Origin of the sequence: Streptomyces sp. NPDC093089, assembly GCF_044754405.1 — a bacterium.
GTDB lineage: Bacteria > Actinomycetota > Actinomycetes > Streptomycetales > Streptomycetaceae > Streptomyces.
The window spans coordinates 569,170-588,685 of record NZ_JBIVPA010000004.1 but is presented as its reverse complement, the minus strand read 5'-3'; the positions used below and the strand labels follow the sequence as shown (position 1 = coordinate 588,685).

The 19,516-nt window shown below is 72.5% G+C and carries 15 protein-coding genes and 1 pseudogene; 10 read left to right on the top strand and 6 right to left on the bottom strand.

Annotation, left to right across the window (positions count from 1 at the left end; translation table 11 throughout):
• Nucleotides 1-287 precede the first annotated feature (287 nt).
• From ACIQFX_RS12590 to ACIQFX_RS12575, 4 genes are all read left to right on the top strand, one after another.
• The gene (locus ACIQFX_RS12590; protein ID WP_402461484.1) at nt 288-410 is read left to right on the top strand and encodes a hypothetical protein; all 123 of its coding nucleotides are present in this window, start codon (nt 288-290) and stop codon (nt 408-410) included.
• Nucleotides 407-688 carry a hypothetical protein gene (locus ACIQFX_RS12585; protein WP_402461483.1) on the top strand — a complete coding sequence of 94 codons (282 nt, stop codon included), beginning with the start codon at nt 407-409 and terminating at the stop codon, nt 686-688. The genes ACIQFX_RS12590 and ACIQFX_RS12585 overlap by 4 nt, the downstream gene beginning before the upstream one ends.
• Before the next feature lie 53 nt (nt 689-741).
• Entirely contained in the window at nt 742-2,967 is a 2,226-nt protein-coding gene (locus tag ACIQFX_RS12580; RefSeq protein WP_402461481.1) for an ATP-dependent RecD-like DNA helicase, read from the top strand.
• Between the two features lie 179 nt (nt 2,968-3,146).
• Nucleotides 3,147-4,436, top strand: a complete 1,290-nt coding sequence (locus ACIQFX_RS12575; RefSeq protein ID WP_026057844.1) for a citrate synthase — start codon at nt 3,147-3,149, stop codon at nt 4,434-4,436.
• 381 nt (nt 4,437-4,817) lie between these two features.
• On the opposite strand, the gene ACIQFX_RS12570 is transcribed toward ACIQFX_RS12575, so the two are convergent.
• Both ACIQFX_RS12570 and ACIQFX_RS12565 read right to left on the bottom strand, forming a co-directional pair.
• Nucleotides 4,818-7,022 (bottom strand): heavy metal translocating P-type ATPase, encoded by a 2,205-nt coding sequence (locus ACIQFX_RS12570; protein WP_402461479.1) that lies wholly within the window; start codon nt 7,020-7,022, stop codon nt 4,818-4,820.
• 73 nt (nt 7,023-7,095) lie between these two features.
• Nucleotides 7,096-7,320, bottom strand: a complete 225-nt coding sequence (locus tag ACIQFX_RS12565; protein ID WP_402461478.1) for a heavy-metal-associated domain-containing protein — start codon at nt 7,318-7,320, stop codon at nt 7,096-7,098.
• Nucleotides 7,321-7,597: 277 nt separating this feature from the next.
• On the opposite strand from ACIQFX_RS12565, the gene ACIQFX_RS12560 reads away from it, so the two are divergent.
• On the top strand, nt 7,598-8,812 hold the full coding sequence (locus ACIQFX_RS12560) for a cation:proton antiporter (protein WP_402461476.1): 1,215 nt from the start codon (nt 7,598-7,600) through the stop codon (nt 8,810-8,812).
• On the opposite strand, the gene ACIQFX_RS12555 is transcribed toward ACIQFX_RS12560, so the two are convergent.
• A complete protein-coding gene (locus ACIQFX_RS12555) occupies nt 8,790-9,443 on the bottom strand; it encodes a TetR/AcrR family transcriptional regulator (RefSeq protein WP_402461474.1) in 654 nt (217 codons plus the stop codon). The two genes, ACIQFX_RS12560 and ACIQFX_RS12555, sit on opposite strands and share 23 nt — an antisense overlap.
• Before the next feature lie 163 nt (nt 9,444-9,606).
• Here ACIQFX_RS12555 and ACIQFX_RS12550 point away from each other — a divergent pair, with 163 nt between their 5' ends.
• Complete coding sequence (locus ACIQFX_RS12550) at nt 9,607-11,919, top strand: MMPL family transporter (RefSeq protein WP_402461472.1); 2,313 nt, start codon at nt 9,607-9,609, stop codon at nt 11,917-11,919.
• A 61-nt stretch (nt 11,920-11,980) separates the two neighbouring features.
• Here ACIQFX_RS12550 and ACIQFX_RS12545 read toward each other — a convergent pair whose 3' ends face one another.
• Together ACIQFX_RS12545 and ACIQFX_RS12540 are read right to left on the bottom strand one after the other, a co-directional pair.
• Complete coding sequence (locus tag ACIQFX_RS12545; RefSeq protein ID WP_402461471.1) at nt 11,981-12,178, bottom strand: helix-turn-helix transcriptional regulator; 198 nt, start codon at nt 12,176-12,178, stop codon at nt 11,981-11,983.
• A gap of 331 nt (nt 12,179-12,509) precedes the next feature.
• Nucleotides 12,510-13,418, bottom strand: a complete 909-nt coding sequence (locus ACIQFX_RS12540; RefSeq protein WP_402461470.1) for a sugar phosphate isomerase/epimerase family protein — start codon at nt 13,416-13,418, stop codon at nt 12,510-12,512.
• Nucleotides 13,419-13,598: 180 nt separating this feature from the next.
• Here ACIQFX_RS12540 and iolC point away from each other — a divergent pair, with 180 nt between their 5' ends.
• From iolC to mmsA, 4 genes are read left to right on the top strand one after another with little or no spacing between them, the layout of a single operon-like run.
• Nucleotides 13,599-14,549, top strand: coding sequence for a 5-dehydro-2-deoxygluconokinase (iolC, locus tag ACIQFX_RS12535; RefSeq protein ID WP_402461599.1), 951 nt, complete (start codon nt 13,599-13,601; stop codon nt 14,547-14,549).
• A gap of 10 nt (nt 14,550-14,559) precedes the next feature.
• Nucleotides 14,560-15,384 (top strand): 5-deoxy-glucuronate isomerase, encoded by an 825-nt coding sequence (iolB, locus tag ACIQFX_RS12530; protein WP_402461468.1) that lies wholly within the window; start codon nt 14,560-14,562, stop codon nt 15,382-15,384.
• Nucleotides 15,381-17,252, top strand: a complete 1,872-nt coding sequence (gene iolD, locus ACIQFX_RS12525; RefSeq protein ID WP_402461467.1) for a 3D-(3,5/4)-trihydroxycyclohexane-1,2-dione acylhydrolase (decyclizing) — start codon at nt 15,381-15,383, stop codon at nt 17,250-17,252. Before iolB ends, iolD begins: the two co-directional genes overlap by 4 nt.
• A gap of 14 nt (nt 17,253-17,266) precedes the next feature.
• Entirely contained in the window at nt 17,267-18,769 is a 1,503-nt protein-coding gene (gene mmsA, locus ACIQFX_RS12520; RefSeq protein WP_402461465.1) for a CoA-acylating methylmalonate-semialdehyde dehydrogenase, read from the top strand.
• Nucleotides 18,770-19,015: 246 nt separating this feature from the next.
• On the opposite strand, the pseudogene ACIQFX_RS12515 reads toward mmsA, so the two are convergent.
• Nucleotides 19,016-19,429, bottom strand: a pseudogene (locus ACIQFX_RS12515) (GNAT family N-acetyltransferase); the annotation flags it as partial.
• Nucleotides 19,430-19,516: the final 87 nt, after the last annotated feature.

The following is a 19,516-nucleotide window of genomic DNA, read 5'->3' as shown; positions in this document are numbered from 1 at the left end:
GAACCTGACGGATGCGCTGTCAAGGCTTCCCCCCTGGCGGCGTAGCCAGCGATGACCCCAGGCTGTGAGGGATTCGACACCCAGAGCGACGAAAGCGGGTCTCCATGTCCTCTCGCCTCGCACGGTTGACGGAGGTTCTCGCCGGGTTCCTCCGTCCCTTCCGGCGGTGGGGTGGCCGTTCCCGGCCGGTCCTGCCTGACTCCGCGTATCCGTACTCCTGCGTGTACGTCGGAGGTCCGACCGCGCACCACATCGGAAGCCGTCCGTCGCGCGGGGAGGACAGCCTGTTGGTGCGTCCGTACCTGCTCGCCCACGAGCGGCGGACGGTCGCCCGGCGTGCGCTGCGGATCGTCGGGCCGGGGACGGATGTCCACGCGCTGCCGGCGATCCCCGTCGGGGTGACGACGTGAGCGCCGGGCGGCTGCTGCCGTGGACGGGGGAGGACGGCCGCCCCTGCTATCTGGTGGGCGACGGGGTGGGGCCGGTCTCACGGCTCGCCGACGACATCGAGGCCATCCGGCTCGGCATGGCCGAGGGCCTTCTCGGTCATGCCGAGGAACTCCTCGCGGACCGTCGCGCGACCAGCGGCGAGCTGCACCACCTGGCGAGTCGGCTGACCGAGTCGTTGAGGGACGTGAAGCGGGTTGCGGAGAGCCGGGGAGCGCGACGGGTGAGGCAGCGGCGCTGACCGATTCCGCAGGCGGCACCCGCACTGTCCGAGGCCTTCGCTACGGTCGGTGTATGTCGAACGAGGGTCGCGGACCGGCGGTGGTCGAAGGGGTCCTGGAGCGGATCACCTACGCCAACGAGGAGAGCGGGTACACGGTCGCCCGGGTCGACACCGGGCGGGGGGCGGGGGACCTGCTGACGGTCGTCGGGGCGCTGCTCGGCGCCCAGCCGGGGGAGTCGCTGCGGATGGAGGGACGGTGGGGGTCGCATCCGCAGTACGGGAAGCAGTTCACCGTCGACAACTACACGACGCTGCTTCCCGCCACGATCCAGGGCATCCGGCGGTACCTGGGCTCGGGGCTGGTCAAGGGCATCGGCCCGGTCTTCGCCGATCGGATCACGACGCACTTCGGCCTCGACACCCTCGACGTCCTCGAAGAGGCCCCCGCGCGGCTGATCGAGGTCCCGGGGCTCGGCCCCAAGAGGACGAAGAAGATCATGGCCGCCTGGGAGGAGCAGAAGGCGATCAAGGAGGTGATGGTCTTCCTCCAGGGGGTCGGCGTCTCCACCTCCATCGCGGTGCGCATCTACAAGAAGTACGGGGACGCCTCGATCTCGGTCGTGCGGAACCAGCCGTACCGGCTCGCCGCGGACGTCTGGGGCATCGGCTTCCTCACCGCCGACAAGATCGCCCAGTCCGTCGGCATCCCGCACGACAGCCCGGACCGGGTGAAGGCCGGCCTGCAGTACGCCCTGTCGCAGTCGACCGACCAGGGGCACTGCTTCCTGCCCGAGGAGCGGCTGATCGCCGACGCGGTGAAGCTCCTCCAGGTCGACACGGGCCTCGTCATCGAGTGCCTCGCCGAGCTCGCGGAGGACCCCGAGGGGGTCGTGCGGGAGCGGGTGCCCGGCCCCGAGGGGACGCCGGTCACCGCCGTGTTCCTGGTGCCGTTCCACCGGGCCGAGCTGTCGCTCGCGGGGCAGCTGCGGCGGCTCCTGCGTACGGAGGAGGACCGGATGCCGGCCTTCCGGGACGTGGCCTGGGACAAGGCGCTCGCCTGGCTCGCCGACCGGACGGGGGCCTCGCTCGCACCCGAGCAGGAGGAGGCGGTGCGGCTCGCGCTGACCCGGAAGGTCGCGGTCCTGACGGGCGGCCCCGGCTGCGGCAAGTCCTTCACGGTCCGCTCGATCGTGGAGCTGGCCCGGGTCAAGAAGGCCAAGGTGGTGCTCGCCGCGCCCACCGGCCGGGCCGCCAAGCGGCTCGCCGAGCTGACCGGCGCCGAGGCCTCGACCGTCCACCGGCTCCTGGAGCTGAAGCCCGGCGGGGACGCGGCCTACGACCGGGACCGGCCGCTCGACGCGGACCTGGTCGTCGTCGACGAGGCCTCGATGCTCGACCTGCTCCTGGCGAACAAGCTGGTCAAGGCGGTGGCGCCGGGCGCCCACCTGCTGCTCGTGGGGGACGTCGACCAGCTCCCCTCGGTCGGCGCGGGCGAGGTCCTCGGCGACCTGCTCGCCCCCGGCAGCCCCGTACCGGCGGTCCGGCTGACCCGGATCTTCCGGCAGGCCCAGCAGTCCGGCGTGGTCACCAACGCGCACCGGATCAACGCGGGGACCCCGCCGCTCACCCAGGGTCTGCCGGACTTCTTCCTCTTCGTCGAGGAGGAGACCGAGGACGCCGCCCGGGTGGCCGTGGACGTCGCCGCCCGCCGGATCCCGGCGAAGTTCGGCCTCGACCCGCGCCGGGACGTCCAGGTCCTCGCCCCCATGCACCGGGGCCCGGCCGGCGCGGGCTCGCTCAACGGGCTGCTCCAGCAGGCGATCACCCCGGCCCGCCCCGACCTGCCGGAGAAGCGGTTCGGCGGCCGGGTCTTCCGGGTGGGCGACAAGGTCACCCAGATCCGGAACAACTACGAGAAGGGGGCCAACGGCGTCTTCAACGGCACGGTCGGCGTCGTCACGGAGCTGGACGCCGTCGAGCAGCGGCTGACCGTGCGGACCGACGAGGACGAGGAGGTGCCGTACGACTTCGACGAGTTGGACGAACTCGCCCACGCGTACGCGGTCACCATCCACCGCTCGCAGGGCAGCGAGTATCCGGCGGTGGTGATCCCGGTCACCATGAGCGCGTGGATGATGCTCCAGCGGAACCTGCTCTACACGGCCGTGACCCGGGCCCGGAAGCTGGTCGTGCTGGTCGGCTCCCGCCGGGCGATCGCCCAGGCGGTGCGTACGGTCTCCGCGGGCAGGCGCTTTACCGCACTGGCCCACCGGCTCACAGGGGACCCCCTCGTGTGAAAGATCACGAGGGGCTATCGCAACCGGGGCGAAGGGGGCAGGATATGAAGGTTGGCGGCACTGAGTGCCGCCGAATGGCCCAATGAGCGACCCCGAGTGCACTCTCCTGAGCCAAATGGGGGATGGTAGAGACAGTCAGGGCACCTCGAAGAAGAGGCACTACGTCGGTGAGGGATGACGTGAGCGACAACTCTGTAGTACTGCGGTACGCGGACGGTGAATACACCTACCCGGTGGTCGAGAGCACCGTCGGCGACAAGGGCTTCGACATCGGGAAACTCCGAGCCCAGACCGGGCTTGTCACCCTGGACAGCGGATACGGCAACACCGCCGCCTATAAATCCGCGATCACCTACCTCGACGGTGAGCAGGGCATCCTCCGGTACCGCGGCTACCCCATCGAGCAGCTGGCGGAGCGCTCCACCTTCCTTGAGGTGGCGTACCTGCTGATCAACGGCGAGCTGCCCAAGGTCGACGAGCTGGCGACCTTCAAGAACGAGATCACGCAGCACACGCTGGTCCACGAGGACGTCAAGAACTTCTTCCGCGGCTTCCCGCGGGACGCCCACCCGATGGCGATGCTGTCCTCGGTGGTCTCCGCGCTGTCGACCTTCTACCAGGACAGCCACAACCCGTTCGACGAGGAGCAGCGCCACCTCTCGACGATCCGGCTGCTCGCCAAGCTGCCGACGATCGCGGCGTACGCGTACAAGAAGTCGATCGGCCACCCCTTCGTCTACCCGCGCAACGACCTCGGCTACGTCGAGAACTTCCTGCGCATGACCTTCTCGGTCCCGGCGCAGGAGTACGACCTCGACCCGGTCGTCGTCAACGCGCTCGACAAGCTGCTGATCCTGCACGCGGACCACGAGCAGAACTGCTCGACCTCCACCGTGCGCCTGGTCGGCTCCTCGCAGGCGAACATGTTCGCCTCGATCTCCGCCGGCATCTCGGCGCTGTGGGGCCCGCTGCACGGCGGCGCCAACCAGTCGGTCCTGGAGATGCTCGAGGGCATCAAGGCCAACGGCGGCGACGTCGACTCCTTCATCCGCAAGGTGAAGAACAAGGAGGACGGCGTCCGCCTGATGGGCTTCGGCCACCGGGTGTACAAGTCCTTCGACCCGCGCGCCAAGATCATCAAGGCGGCGGCGCACGATGTCCTCTCGGCCCTCGGCAAGTCCGACGAGCTGCTCGACATCGCGCTCAAGCTGGAGGAGCACGCGCTCTCCGACGAGTACTTCGTCTCGCGCAACCTCTACCCGAACGTGGACTTCTACACGGGTCTCATCTACCGCGCCATGGGCTTCCCGACCGAGATGTTCACGGTCCTCTTCGCCCTCGGCCGCCTCCCGGGCTGGATCGCCCAGTGGCACGAGATGATCAAGGAGCCCGGCTCCCGCATCGGCCGTCCGCGCCAGATCTACACCGGCGAGGTCCTCCGCGACTTCGTCCCGGTCGAGGCCCGCTGACCTCACCCGACGAGGGTCAGAAAAGCGAGAGGCGCCCCGCCGTCGATCCCCCCACGGGTCGACGGGCGGGGCGCTTCCCTTTTCCCGGTGCGGATTCCCCCCACGGGATCCGGGCCGGGCGTCTGCGGGTGTCAGCAGAAGCTACGCGGGTCGGCGCGATGCGGTCTGCCGGGGTACGTACGGGAGGGCCGCTCAAAGCTCCCCGGTGCACGTGCCCCGGCCAACGCTTGCCTGGAACGTCCCCCAAGACATTCCATGAACGTCCCCCAAGACGTTCTCGGCATCGCCCACTTAGACTCGCGAACAGCCCAGATGGTTACCCCCCAATATCTGTGATCTAGATCTCTTTGTGAAGGTCCTGTGCGTCACGTGTAGGTGAAATCACGTGAAGTGACGGAGACGAAGGCTGTTGGATACGACGAACACGGACGAAAGGGCCATGGCGAGGCCGGCGATCATCGGGTTGAGGAGTCCGGCGGCCGCGAGGGGGAGCGCGGCGAGGTTGTAGCCGAAGGCCCAGCCGAGGTTGCCCTTGATCGTCGCGAGGGTCCGCCGGGAGAGCCGGATGGCGTCGGCGGCGACCCGCAGGTCGCCCCGGACCAGGGTCAGGTCGCTCGCCTCGATGGCCGCGTCCGTGCCCGTCCCCATCGCCAGGCCGAGGTCGGCGGTGGCGAGCGCGGCGGCGTCGTTGACCCCGTCGCCCACCATCGCGACGGTCCGGCCCTCCGCCTGGAGCCGCCGTACGACCTCGGCCTTCTCCTCGGGCAGTACCTCGGCGATCACCTCGTCGATGCCCACCTCGGCCGCCACTGCCTCCGCGACCGCCCGGTGGTCCCCGGTGAGCAGTACCGGGCGCAGGCCGAGGCCGCGCAGCCGGGCGACCGCCTCGGCGCTGGTGTCCTTGACGGTGTCGGCGACGGTCAGGGTGCCCCGGGCGACCCCGTCCCAGGCGACGTGGACGGCGCCGGGCTCCGTCGCCGCGGGCGCCTCGACGCCCTCGGCCGCGAGCAGGGCGGCGCGCCCGACGAGGACCAGCCGGCCGTCGACGGAGCCGCGGACGCCGAGGCCGGGCACGTTCTCGAAGGTCTTCGGGGTGGGGAGCGTGCCGCAGCGCTCGGCGGCGCCGGCCGCGACGGCGCGGGCGACCGGGTGCTCGGAGGAGTGCTCCAGGGCGCCCGCGAGCCGCAGCAGCTCCGTCTCGTCGGCGGAGTCGGTGCCGTACCGCCCGCCGTGCACGTGGACGCCGGTCAGCCGCATGCGGCCGGTGGTGACGGTGCCGGTCTTGTCGAGGACGATCGTGTCGACCTTGCGGGTGGATTCCAGGACTTCGGGGCCCTTGATGAGGATGCCGAGCTGGGCGCCGCGGCCGGTGCCGACCATGAGGGCGGTCGGGGTGGCGAGGCCGAGGGCGCAGGGGCAGGCGATGATCAGGACGGCGACGGCCGCGGTGAACGAGGCGGTCGGGTCGTCCGTGAGCAGCAGCCAGGTGACGAGGGTGCCGAGCGCGACGAGGAGCACGACGGGGACGAAGACGGCGGAGATCCGGTCGGCGAGCCGCTGCACCTCGGCCTTGCCGTTCTGGGCGTCCTCGACGAGCTTCGCCATCCGGGCGAGCCGGGTGCCGGCGCCGACCTCGGTGGCCCGGACGACGAGCCGGCCCGAGACGTTGACGCAGCCGCCGGTCACCGCGGAGCCCTCGGTGACGTCGAGCGGCAGCGACTCGCCGGTGAGGAGGGAGGCGTCGACGGCGGACGCGCCCTCGGTGACGGTGCCGTCGGTGGCGATCTTCTCCCCGGGGCGTACGACGAAGAGGTCGCCGGTCCGCAGTTCCGCGACCGGGATCCGGGCCTCGGCGCCGGCGCGCAGCACGGCCACGTCCTTGGCGCCGAGGTCCATGAGGGCCCGCAGCGCCGCGCCGGCCTTCCGTTTGGCGCGGGCCTCAAGGTACCGGCCGAGCAGGATGAAGGTGACGACGCCGGCGGCGACCTCCAGGTAGATCGCGGAGGAGGCGTGGGCGCGGTCGGCGGTGAGGTCGAAGTCGTGGCGCATGCCGGGCATGCCGGCGTCGCCGAGGAAGAGCGCCCAGAGCGACCAGCCGTAGGCGGCGAGGGTGCCGACGGAGACGAGGGTGTCCATGGTGGCGGCGCCGTGCCGGAGGTTGGTCCAGGCGGCCCGGTGGAAGGGCAGTCCGCCCCAGACGACGACGGGGGAGGCGAGGGTGAGCGACAGCCACTGCCAGTTGTCGAACTGGAGCGAGGGGACCATGGCGAGCAGGACCACGGGCGCGGAGAGGAGCGCGGAGACGGTGAGCCGCTGCCGGAGGGAGGCGAGCTCGGGGTCCTGCGGCTCGTCCTGCTCCTCCACCGGCGGGAGGGGTTCCTCGGCGGTGTAGCCGGTCTTCACGACGGTCGCGATCAGCGCGTCGACGCCGATGTCCGGCGCGTGCTCGACGTGCGCCTTCTCGGTGGCGTAGTTGACGGTGGCGGTGACGCCGTCCATCCGGTTGAGCTTCTTCTCGATCCGGGCGGCGCAGGAGGCGCAGGTCATCCCGCCGATCGTCAGCTCGGTGACGGTGGTCGTGGGCATGGCGGTTCCAAACGGGAGCAGGGCCGTACCAGGCAACGGTACGACCCTGCGGTGCCGCCTCGTCCGGCGGCGGTCAGACCAGCTCGTAGCCGGCCTCGTCCACGGCGGCGGCGACGGCCTCGCGGTCGAGGGCGGTGTCGGAGACGACGGTGACCTCGCCGGTCTTGGCGACGGCGGTGACGGAGGAGACGCCGGGGATCTCGGAGATCTCGCTGGAGACCGCGCCTTCGCAGTGGCCGCAGGTCATGCCCTTGACCTGGTAGACGGTGGTGAGTTCGGTCTTCGTCTCTGCGGACATGGTGCTCTCCTCCTGGGGGATCAGGGTCTTACGCTACCGAGACTATACCCCTAGGGGGTATGAATTCCACTCGATTCCGACTCCGGCTCCGACCCGGACCCGCGCCGCGCGGGCGTTCTCCGCCGCGCCGACCCCATCAGTGTCACCGGGGCGAGCCCGCCCGCCGGGAGCAGGGTGGACAGGTGCTCCTGCTGGGGGTGGACGCTCGTGCGCGGCCGGACCTCCAAGTCCCTCCGCCGGCCGGGTGCCTGACGGGAGCTTATGGTAAACACCCGATATGTCGCATTCGGGGACCACGCTCATCCTGATCATGACGATCGCCGTCCTGGCACCGCTGCTCGCCTACGGAGTGGGGCGGTGGCTCCCCGTACCCCTCGTCGTCTTCGAGATCCTGCTCGGCATCGTGATCGGCCCCGACGTCCTGGGCTGGGCCCGCACCGACGCGCTCATCGACGGGCTCTCGCAGCTCGGCCTCACCATGCTGATCTTCCTCGCGGGGTACGAGATCGAGTTCGGCAAGGTCCGCGGCGACACCCTCAGGCGCTCCGTGTGGGCCTGGGTCGCCGCCCTCGCCCTCGGGCTCGCCACCGGCGTCCTGCTCGGCGGCGGCTACACCAAGGGCGTCTTCATCGGCGTCGCCCTCACCAGCACCGCGCTCGGCACCGTCCTGCCCGTGCTGCGGGACTCCGGCGCACTCCGCGGGCGGTTCGGCTCGGTCGTCATGGCCTTCGGGGCCGTCGGCGAGTTCGGCCCCATCATCGCCATGGCGCTGCTGCTCAGCGGACGGGGCGCCGCCGAGTCGACCGTGCTCCTCGCCGTCTTCGCCGCGCTCACCGCCGGCGCCGTCCTCTGGGCGATGCGGCCCCGCCCGCCGTGGTTCTCGAAGGTCATCGCCAAGACCCTGCACAGCAGCGGCCAGTTCGCGGTCCGGTTCGTCTTTCTGCTGATCGCCCTGATGCTCGGGGCGTCGACGGCGCTCGGGCTCGACGTCCTCCTCGGCGCCTTCGCCGCCGGGCTCATCACCCGGCTCGTGCTGACCGGGGCCGCGCCGGACTCGGGTCCGGAGATCCTGGAGAAGATCGAGGGCGTCGGCTTCGGCTTCCTCGTCCCGGTGTTCTTCGTCGTCACCGGGATCGAGTTCGACCTCGCGTCGCTCCTCGACGGGGGCAGGACCCTGCTCCTGCTGCCGGTCTTCCTGCTGCTCTTCCTCGCCGTGCGCGGCGGGCCGATCTGGTTCCTCGCGCCGCGCGACCTCGACCGCGTGGACCGGGGCGGGCTCGTGCTCTACGGCTCCACCGCCCTGCCGCTCGTCGTCGCCATCACCACGATCGGCGTGGACGGCAAGGCGATGACGGCGGGTGAGGCGGCCGCGCTCGTCGGCGCCGGCATGCTCTCCGTCCTCGTCTTCCCGCTGCTCGCCCTGAGGCTGCGGGCGCGGGCGGGGGAGCGGACGCCGCCCGCCGAGTCGATCAGCGGGGCGGAGTCGTGGTGACGGCGGCGGGGGCCAGCGGGGCCAGGTAGCGCAACAGGACCGTCTTCAGCTCGGCGATCGTCGCCTCCCGCTCGGCCCCCTCGGGCGCGGCGAGCACGAGCCCCAGGCCGCCCTTGAAGATCGCGAACGTCATGTCGGCGATGCGGGAGCGCTCGCCCGCGGACAGCGCGGGGGCGTAGTGGGCGATCACCCCCTGGACGCTGGTGAGCAGCGAGGCGTGCAGCTCGTCGTGCTCCTCGGCGATCCGGCCGGGCACCTCGGAGCCGTGCATCAGGGCGAGGAAGACCGGGTTCTCGCAGTTGAACGCGATCATCGGGTCGACCACGACGTCGAGCAGCTCGGGCAGCGGCAGGGAGAGGTTCTCCGGGGTGAACGCCTGCCCGTGGGCCGCCCGCATCTCGTGCAGGAGGCGCCCGCCGAGCTCGATCGCGATGGCCTCCTTGTTCGGGAAGTACTGGTAGAGCGTGCCGGGCGAGACGTGTGCCTCGCGGGCGATCGCGTTGGTGCTGGTCGCCGTGTACCCGTTCGCGCAGAACACGTTCGCGGCGGCGGAGAGCAGCTGTGCGATGCGGCGTTCCCCGCGGGCCTGGCGGCGGCGCGGCTTCGGTTCCTCGGGCACCTCTTCGGACACGACTGTCCCCAGCTCTCCTCGACACGTTTGACAAACACGAGAGGTCACTCGCATTCTTGGAAAATGCGAGTGATCACTCGTGTTTGCCAGTCTATGGCAATGGGCGACCCATGCGACCTGCCGGGAAGCGAGCGCAGGGGTCAGGTGAAGGGGACACCGCGTCATGGCCGAAGTCAAGAAATCAGCGTCCGGCGAGGCCGGAGCACCAGGTCGGACGGGGTCTCCGGGCGGGGGGTGGACGCGGTTCGCGACCGCCAGGCCCCGCCTCACCCTCCTCGTGGCGCTCCTCCTCACCGCCCTCGCCGTCCTGGCCGGCGGCGGGGTCGCCGACCGCATGGGAAGCGGCGGCTGGGAGGACCCGTCGGCCGAGTCGACGTACGCGACGAAGGCGCTGGAGCGGGAGTTCCCCGGCTCCCAGCCGAACCTGCTCCTCCTCGTCGACGCGGGGGCCGGGGCGGCGGGCGCCGGTGGCACCGCGGCCGTGGACGCGCCCGCCGTCGCCGCCGAGGCCCGGAAGCTCGCCGAGCGGCTCGACGCCGAGCCCGGCGTCGACGGCGTCGGCTCCTACTGGTCCACCGGCTCGCCCGCCCTCCGCTCCGAGGACGGCCGCCAGGCGGTCATCGCCGCCCGCATCGCCGGCGAGGAGAAGGACGCCGCCGCCGTACTCGACCGGATCGCCCCCGAGTACCGGGGCGCCCACGGTCCCGTCGAGGTCTCCCTCGGCGGCGGCCTCGCCGTCCGCCACGAGATGCAGACCGTCATCCAGGAGGACCTGCTCCGGGCCGAGCTCATCGCCCTGCCCCTCACCCTCGTCCTGCTCGTCATGGTCTTCGGCAGCGCGGTCGCCGCCCTGCTGCCGCTCGGCGTCGGCATCGTCGCCATCCTCGGCACCAACGCGGTCCTGCGCGGCATCACCGAGTTCACCGACGTCTCCGTCTTCGCGCAGAACCTGACGACCGCGCTCGGCCTCGGACTCGCCATCGACTACGCGCTGTTCGTCGTCCGCCGCTACCGCGAGGAGCTCGCGGCAGGCGCCGACACGCACACCGCCGTCCGCACCACCCTGCGCACCGCGGGCCGCACCGTGCTCTTCTCCGCCCTCACCGTCGCCGTCTCGCTCTCCGCGATGCTGGTCTTCCCGCAGTACTTCCTGCGCTCCTTCGCGTACGCCGGCATCGCGGTCGTCCTCCTCGCCGCGGCCGCCGCGCTCACCCTGCTCCCGGCGGCCCTCGTGCTGCTCGGCGACCGGGTCAACGCGCTCGACCTGCGGCGCCTCCTCCGCCGCCGCCGCGGCCGGCCGGACGGCGCCGGATCCGAGGCCGGCCCCGGCGCGGGCTGGGCGCGGGCCGCCGGCCTCGTCATGCGCCGGGCACCGGTCTTCGCCGTCCTCACCACCGCCGGGCTCGTCCTCCTCGGACTGCCCTTCCTCGGCGTGAAGTTCGGCACCGCCGACGACCGCCAGCTCCCCGTCACCGCCTCCTCCCGGGTCGTCCAGGACCAGCTGCGGGACGGCTTCCCCGGCAACCCCGGCGGCGGGATCACCGTCCTCGCCGAGGGCTCCGCCACCCCCGCGCAGTACGCGGCCTACCGCGAGCGGATCGCCGCCCTCGACGGCGTCGACCGGGCCGACGGCCCCGTGACCGCCGGCAGCGGCGGCCCCGGACACGCCTACTTCACCGTCGTGCCCGAGGGCGAGACCGTCGGCGCCGAGGCCCAGCGGGTCGTGGGCGAACTCCGCGCCGTCCCCGCCCCCTTCGACACCTCCGTCACCGGCCAGTCCGCCGTCCTCGTCGACTCCAAGGACGCCCTCGCCGAGCGGCTGCCCTGGGCCGCGGCGATCGTCGTCCTCGTCACCCTGCTCCTCGTCTTCCTGCTCACCGGCAGCGTCGTCATCCCCGTCCAGGCCGTCGTCCTCAACGCCCTCAGCCTCACCGCGATGTTCGGCGCGGTCGTCTGGGTCTTCCAGGAGGGCCACCTCGCCGGACTCCTCGGCTTCACCTCCACCGGCGACATCGAGACGACCCTGCCCGTCCTCATGTTCTGCGTGGCCTTCGGGCTCTCCATGGACTACGGCGTGTTCCTGCTCTCCCGCATCAAGGAGGAGTACGACGCCACCGGTGACCACGAGCACTCGGTCCGCTTCGGCCTGAGCCACACCGGCGGACTGATCACCGCCGCCGCCGTGATCCTCGCCGTCGTCATGGTCGCCATCGGCACCTCCCGGGTCACCAACACCAAGATGCTCGGCCTCGGCGTCGCCCTCGCCGTCCTCATGGACGCCATGGTCGTCCGCAGCCTCCTCGTCCCCTCCGTCATGAAGCTGACCGGCCGCCTCACCTGGTGGGCCCCGGCACCGCTGCGGCGCTTCCACGACCGCTTCGGCATCAGCGAGTCGGACGCCTCCGCGGCCGCCCCGGCGCCGGAGGACCCCGGGGCGCCCGGGGAGCGGCGGGAGACCGCGACCGCGCGGCGGTGACACGGCGCGGCGCCGGTCCGGGGACTCCGGACCGGCGCCGCGCCGCCGCGGGGCGGCGCCGTCAGTCGCGGCGGGCCCGGTTGCCGGGGCGGCCGGCGACCCAGGTGCGGATCGTGTCCGCGTACCAGTAGGGCTTGCCCGACTCCACCCGGTCGGGCGGCGGCAGCAGCCCGTGCTTCCGGTAGGAGCGGACCGTGTCGGGCTGCACCCGGATGTGTGCGGCGATGTCCTTGTACGACCAGAGCCTTCTGTCCGTCATGCCCGGTACCTCCCTGCGCGCCGCGCAGCGGCGGCAGGGGGTGCCGTTCGGGGGCGCTGCGGGCGGGCGTCGGCGATCAAGCGATCAATCAGCCTGTTGCCCCGTGCAACGGCCTTCCCGACGGGAGGAGAGGGGCTGTCGACCGCCTGTGACGCAAAACCCGCGTAACGGAGACACGCGTGACGGAGAAGAGACCCGTGTGACGGAAGCGGCACACGCGTCCACCGGTGTGTCCGCGTGCGTCACCCCTGGTCAGACCGGTATGCGCCGGACTCCACCCAGCCGTACGCCGGTCACGCCCGCCCCGGCCCGGTCGCCCGCCCCGCGCCCCTCACACCCCGCAGGAGCGGAGGAAGCGCCGGGTCCGCAGGGCGATCGGATACGGGGCGTCCGGCTCGCACGGGTACATGTCCTGCTCGACGATGGCGAAGAGGTCCACGTCCAGCGCCCGCGCGGCGGCCAGCACCGGTTCGAGGGCGGGCACCCCGGACGGCGGCTCGCACATCACGCCCCGCGCCACCGCCGGCCCGAACGGAACCCCCTCGGCCACCACCCCGGCGAGCACCTCCGGGTCGACCTGCTTGAGGTGCAGATAGCCGATCCGCTCGCCGTAGGTCTCGATCAGCTTGACGCTGTCCCCGCCGGCGTACGCGTAGTGCCCCGTGTCCAGGCAGAGCGCGACGGCCTCCGGGTCGGTCGCGTCGAGGAAGCGCGTCACGCTCTCCTCGCCGTCCAGATGGGTGTCGGCGTGCGGATGGACCACGATCCGCAGCCCGTACCGCTCCCGCACCTCACGGCCCAGACGCTCCGTCAGCCGCGTCAGGTCCCGCCACTGCCCCGCGGTGAGCACCGGATCCTCCAGGACCTCGCCCGTCCGGTCGTCCCGCCAGAAGGACGGGATGACGACCAGATGGGCGGCGCCCATCGCCTGGGCGAGGGCCGCGTTCTCGGCGACGTGCGCCCAGGTGCGGTCCCAGACGTCCGGGCCGTGGTGCAGCCCCGTGAAGACCGTCGCCGCCGAGACCCGCAGGCCGCGCCGCGAGGTCTCCTCCGCGAGGACGGCGGGATCGGTGGGCAGATAGCCGTACGGGCCGAGCTCGATCCAGCCGTAGCCGGCGCCCGACACCTCGTCGAGGAAGCGCTGCCACGGCACCTGCCGGGGATCGTCGGAGAACCACACCCCCCACGAGTCCGGGGCGGAGCCGACACGGATACGGGACGGTGGCGCCGGTTTCGTCATGATTGCCACCCTGACCGGGGGGCGGGGGAGCGTCAAGACGGTCGTCCGGATGTCCGGACATATCGTTGACAGTCCTCCGGACGGACGACTAGACCTGGTGGCGGGGCCGGGGCCGGGGCCGGGGCCGGGGCCGGAGCCGAGAGGTGGCGCGTGGAGACGGAGCCGTACGAGCTGATCACCATGGGGCGCCTCGGCGTGGACCTGTACCCGCTGACCAGCGGAGTCGGGCTCGACCGGGTCGACGCCTTCGGCCGCTTCCTCGGCGGCTCCCCGGCCAACGTGGCCGTCGCCGCCGCCCGGCTCGGCCGCCGCACCGCCCTGGTCTCCCGCACCGGCGCCGACCCCTTCGGCACCTACCTGCGCAGGCAGCTGGCGGACTTCGGCGTGGACGCCCGCTGGGTCACCGAGGTCGACGCCCACCCCACCCCCGTCACCTTCTGCGCCCTCTTCCCACCCGACGACTTCCCGCTCTACTTCTACCGCCGGCCCCGGGCCCCCGACCTGGAGATCCACCCGCACGAACTGGACCTCGACGCCGTCCGCGCCGCCCGGGTCTTCTGGGCGACCGGCACCGGCCTGTGCGCCGAACCCAGCCGCACCGCGACCCTGGCGGCGCTGCGGGCCCGCACCGGCGGGGGGACGACGGTCCTCGACCTCGACTGGCGGCCGATGTTCTGGACGGACCCGGCGGCGGCCCGCCCCCACTACGCCGAGGCGCTCCGCCACGCGACCGTCGCCGTCGGCAACCTCGACGAGTGCGAGGTGGCGACCGGGGAACGCGACCCCGAAGCCGCCGCCCGCGCGCTCCTCGCCACCGGCACGGTCCGCCTCGCCGTCGTCAAGCAGGGCCCCGAGGGCGTCCTCGCGCTCTCCGCCGACGGCACCCGCGCCGAGGTGCCGCCCCTGCCGGTGGAGGTCGTCAACGGCCTCGGTGCGGGCGACGCGTTCGGCGGGGCGCTCGTCCACGGCCTGCTCGCCGGCTGGGACCTCGAACGGACCCTGCGCCACGCCAACGCCGCCGGCGCGATCGTCGCCGGCCGCCTCCCCTGCTCCTCCGCCATGCCCTACGCCTCCGAGATCGACGAAGCCCTCACCGCCGGCACGGGAACGATTCCGGCGCACAAGGGGTAGGGATCCGCGCATGAACCCCGACCGACCCCCCTCCCTCCACCTGCCCGCCGGGACCGCCGCCCGCGGCCCGTACACCGTCGACATCGACCCGGAGCGGGCCGGATGGACGTACTCCGCCCTCCGGGTGCTCACCCTCGGGCCCGGGGAGACGCACGCGTTCGACAGCGGAGATCGCGAATGGGTCGTGCTTCCCCTCGCCGGTGCCTGTAGCGTGCGCGTCGACGGCGAGATCCTCGAACTCCAGGGCCGCGCGAGCGTGTTCGACGGAGTGACCGACTTCGCCTACGTACCGCGCGACGCCCACGCCCAGATCGCCTCCGGCGCGGGAGGCCGCTTCGCTTTGGCAGGAGCGAAGTGCGAGCGACGACTCCCCGCCCGCTACGGCCCCGCGCCGGAGGTTCCCGTCGAGACCCGGGGCCGCGGCGACCGCGAGCGCCGGGTGCGGAACTTCGCCGCGGCCGACGCCTTCGCCTGCGACCGCCTCATCGCCGTCGAGGTCGTCACGCCCGGCGGCAACTGGTCCTCCTACCCGCCGCACAAGCACGACGAGCACCGGCCCGGCGCCGAGTCCGTCCTGGAGGAGATCTACTACTACGAGATCGACGGCCCGGGCGCCCTCGCCTACCAGCGGATCTCGCCCTCCCGGCCCGGCGGCGCCGACCTCCTCGCCGAGGTGCGGGACGGCGACGCCGTCCTCGTCCCCGACGGCTGGCACGGCCCCTCGATCGCCCAACCGGGTCACGCGCTCTACTACCTCAACGTCATGGCGGGCCCCGGGCCCGAGCGGGCATGGAAGATCTGCTTCCATCCGGACCACACGGAGGGATACGCATGAGCATCCGGCTGACCGTCGCCCAGGCGCTGGTCCGCTTCCTCGCCGCCCAGCACACCGAACGCGACGGCGAACGGCGCCGGCTCATCGCCGCCACCTGGGGCATCTTCGGACACGGCAACGTCGCCGGGATCGGCCAGGCCCTCGTCGAGGACGCCGACCGCATGCCCTTCCACCAGGGCCGCAACGAACAGGCCATGGTGCACGCCGCCGTCGGCTACGCCCGCCAGTCGAACCGGCTCTCCGCACACGCCGTCACCACCTCCATCGGCCCCGGCGCCACCAACCTCGTCACCGGCGCCGCCCTCGCCACCGTCAACCACCTGCCGGTCCTGCTGCTGCCCGGCGACACCTTCGCGACCCGCCCCGCCGACCCCGTCCTCCAGCAGCTCCAGCTTCCGTACGCCGGCGACGTGTCGGTCAACGACTGCCTGCGGCCCGTCTCCCGCTACTTCGACCGGATCGTCCGCCCCGAGGCCCTGATCCCCGCCGCCCTCGCCGCCGCGCGCGTCCTCACCGACCCCGTGGAGACCGGCGCGGTGACCCTCGCCCTGCCCCAGGACGTCCAGGCGGAGGCGTACGACTGGCCGGAGGACTTCTTCGCCGAACGGGTCTGGCGGGTCCGCCGCGCCTCCCCGGACGAGGCCGAACTGGACGCGGCGGTCGAGGCGATCGGTCGGGCCACCCGCCCGCTGATCGTCGCCGGCGGCGGCGTCCGGTACAGCGGCGCCGAGGAGGCCCTCCACGACTTCGCCGCACTGACCGGCATCCCCGTCGCCGCCACCCAGGCCGGCAAGGGGGCGCTGCCCCACGACCACCCCCAGGACGTCGGCGGCATCGGCCACACCGGCACCGCCGTCGCCGACCACCTGGCCCGCACCGCCGACGTGGTGATCGGCGTCGGCACCCGCTGGACCGACTTCACCACCGCCTCCGGCACCCTCTTCGGCCACCCCGACGTACGGTTCGTCAACCTCAACACCGCCGCCTTCGACTCCCACAAGCTGGCCGGGCTCCCGCTCGTGGCGGACGCCCGCGAGGGCCTGGAGCAGCTCCACTCGCTCCTGGAACCGCACCACGTCACCGCGCACTACGCGCACGAGATCGCCGAGGAGCGGCTCCGCTGGCGGACCCGCGTCGACGCCGCCTACGCCGTCGCCGACGAGGACGCCCGCCCCACCCAGACCCAGGTCCTCGGCGTACTCGACACTCTGGTCGACGCCAGCGACATCCTGATCAACGCCGCCGGATCGCTCCCCGGCGACCTCCACAAGCTGTGGCGGCCCCGCTCGCCCGACCAGTACCACGTCGAGTACGGCTACTCCTGCATGGGCTACGAGATCCCCGCCGCCCTCGGCGTGCTGCTCGCCGCGCCCGAAAGGCCCGTCTGGGCACTCGTCGGCGACGGTACGTACCTGATGAACCCCACCGAAATCGTCACCGCCGTCCAGGAACGGCTGCCCCTGCGGCTGATCGTCCTGCAGAACCACGGCTACGCCTCCATCGGCGGCCTCTCCGAGGCCGTCGGCGCCGAGCGCTACGGCACCGACTACCGCCACCGGGACCCGGACGGCGGCTTCACCGGAGCCCCGCTCCCCATCGACCTCGGCGCCAACGCCGCCTCCCTCGGCATGCGGGTGCTCCGCCCCCGCACCGTCCGTGACCTGCGAGAAGCCCTCGCGGACGCACGGCGCGCAACGGTTCCCACATGTGTCTACGTCGAGACCGAAACGCCAGACACAGTGTCGGGCCCGCCCCCGGCCCAGGCGTGGTGGGATGTGCCCGTGGCCGAGACGTCGACCCGCCCGTCGGCGGTCAAGGCCCGCGAGGAGTACGACCGGCACGTCACCGCCCGACGCCGCCATCTCTGAAGGAGTAACTCGTCATGACGAAGACCGTCCACCACTGGATCGGTGGCAAGACCGTCGAGGGCACGTCGGGCAACTGGGGCCCGGTCACGGACCCGGCCACCGGTGCCGTCACCACGCGCGTCGCGCTCGCCTCCGTCGAGGAGGTCGACGCCGCCGTCGCCGCCGCGAAGGACGCCTTCGCGACCTGGGGCACCTCCTCGCTCGCCCAGCGCACCACCATCCTCTTCAAGTTCCGCGCGCTCCTCGACGCCAACCGCGACGCCATCGCCGAGCTGATCGTCGCCGAGCACGGCAAGGTCCACTCGGACGCGCTCGGCGAGGTCGCCCGCGGCCTGGAGATCGTCGACCTGGCCTGCGGCATCACCGTCCAGCTCAAGGGCGAGCTCTCCACCCAGGTCTCGAACCGCGTGGACGTGGCCTCGATCCGCCAGCCGGTGGGCGTCGTCGCGGGCATCACGCCCTTCAACTTCCCGGCCATGGTGCCGATGTGGATGTTCCCGATCGCCATCGCGACCGGCAACACCTTCGTCCTCAAGCCGAGCGAGAAGGACCCGTCGCCGGCCCTGAAGATCGCCGAGCTGCTCGCCGAGGCGGGCCTCCCGGACGGCGTCTTCAACGTCCTGAACGGCGACAAGGTCTCCGTGGACCGCCTCCTGGAGCACCCGGACGTCTCCGCGGTCTCCTTCGTGGGCTCGACCCCGATCGCCCGCCACATCCACACCACCGCCTCCGCCAACGGCAAGCGCGTCCAGGCGCTCGGCGGCGCGAAGAACCACATGCTGGTCCTCCCGGACGCCGACCTCGACGCCGCCGCCGACGCGGCCGTCTCCGCGGCCTACGGCTCCGCCGGCGAGCGCTGCATGGCGATCTCCGCGGTCGTGGCCGTCGGCGCCGTCGGCGACGAGCTCGTCCAGAAGATCCGCGAGCGCGCCGAGAAGATCAAGATCGGCCCCGGCACCGACCCCACCTCCGAGATGGGCCCGCTCATCACGGCCGTCCACCGCGACAAGGTCGCCTCCTACGTCCACGGCGCCGCCGCCGAGGGCTGCGAGGTCGTCCTCGACGGCACCGGCTACACCGTCGAGGGCCACGAGAACGGCCACTGGATCGGCCTCTCCCTCCTGGACCACGTGCCGACCACGGCCAAGGCCTACCAGGACGAGATCTTCGGCCCGGTCCTCTGCGTGCTGCGCGCCGACACGTACGAGGAGGGCCTCGCCCTCATCAACGCCTCGCCGTTCGGCAACGGCACCGCGATCTTCACCCGCGACGGCGGCGCCGCCCGCCGCTTCCAGATGGAGGTCGAGGCCGGCATGGTCGGCGTCAACGTGCCGATCCCGGTGCCGGTGGGCTACCACTCCTTCGGCGGCTGGAAGGACTCGCTCTTCGGCGACCACCACATCTACGGCAACGACGGCGTGCACTTCTACACCCGCGGCAAGGTCGTCACCACCCGCTGGCCCGACCCGGCCGACGGCCCGACCGGCGTCGACCTGGGCTTCCCGCGGAACCACTGACGGGCGGCACCCGACGACGGCCCCCGGGGTGCTGACAGCACACCCCGGGGGCCGTCCCCGTCCGGACGGCCCGCGTCACCCCTGGCCGGAAGCCTCCTCGCCGGAAGCCCCCGCCCCGGAGGCCCTCGCCCCGGAGGCCCTCGCCCCGGAGGCCCCCGCGCCGGCGGCCTCCGTGCCGGAAGCTCCTGCCGCGGCGGCCTCCTCGCCGGAAGCCCCCGCCCCGGAAGCCTCCTCGCCGGAGACCTCCTCGTCGAAGGTCCAGCCGAGCATCGCGAACACGCCCTCGTCCACCGCGCCCGCCGCCCGGTAGGTGGCCAGCGCCGGCTCGTTGTCCGTGTCCACCGGCACCCACGCGCCCCGGCAGCCGCGCTCCCGCGCGTGCGCCACCAGCGCCTCCGTGAGGGCCCGGCCCAGGCCGCGCCGCCGGTGACCCTCGTCCACGGACAGCTCGTACAGGCACATCTCGACGCCCTTGTCCGGGTGGACCATCTCGATCCCGGACACGAACCCGGCCGGGAAGCCGTCCTCCGCGTACGCGATCAGCATCAGATGGCCCGGCGCCGCCAGGAACCGCTCGGCCCACGCGTGCCGGGCCGGACCGTCGTACAAGTGCTGCGCGGCGATCAGCTCGGCCACCGTCGTCGCCTGCCGGACGTCCATCCCGCACCTCCCGATGCCTGCACCCCCTGCGCATACCGCGCCTGCTGTACGCGACGGTAGCGCGTACGACTCCAGGAGGCCGCCGAA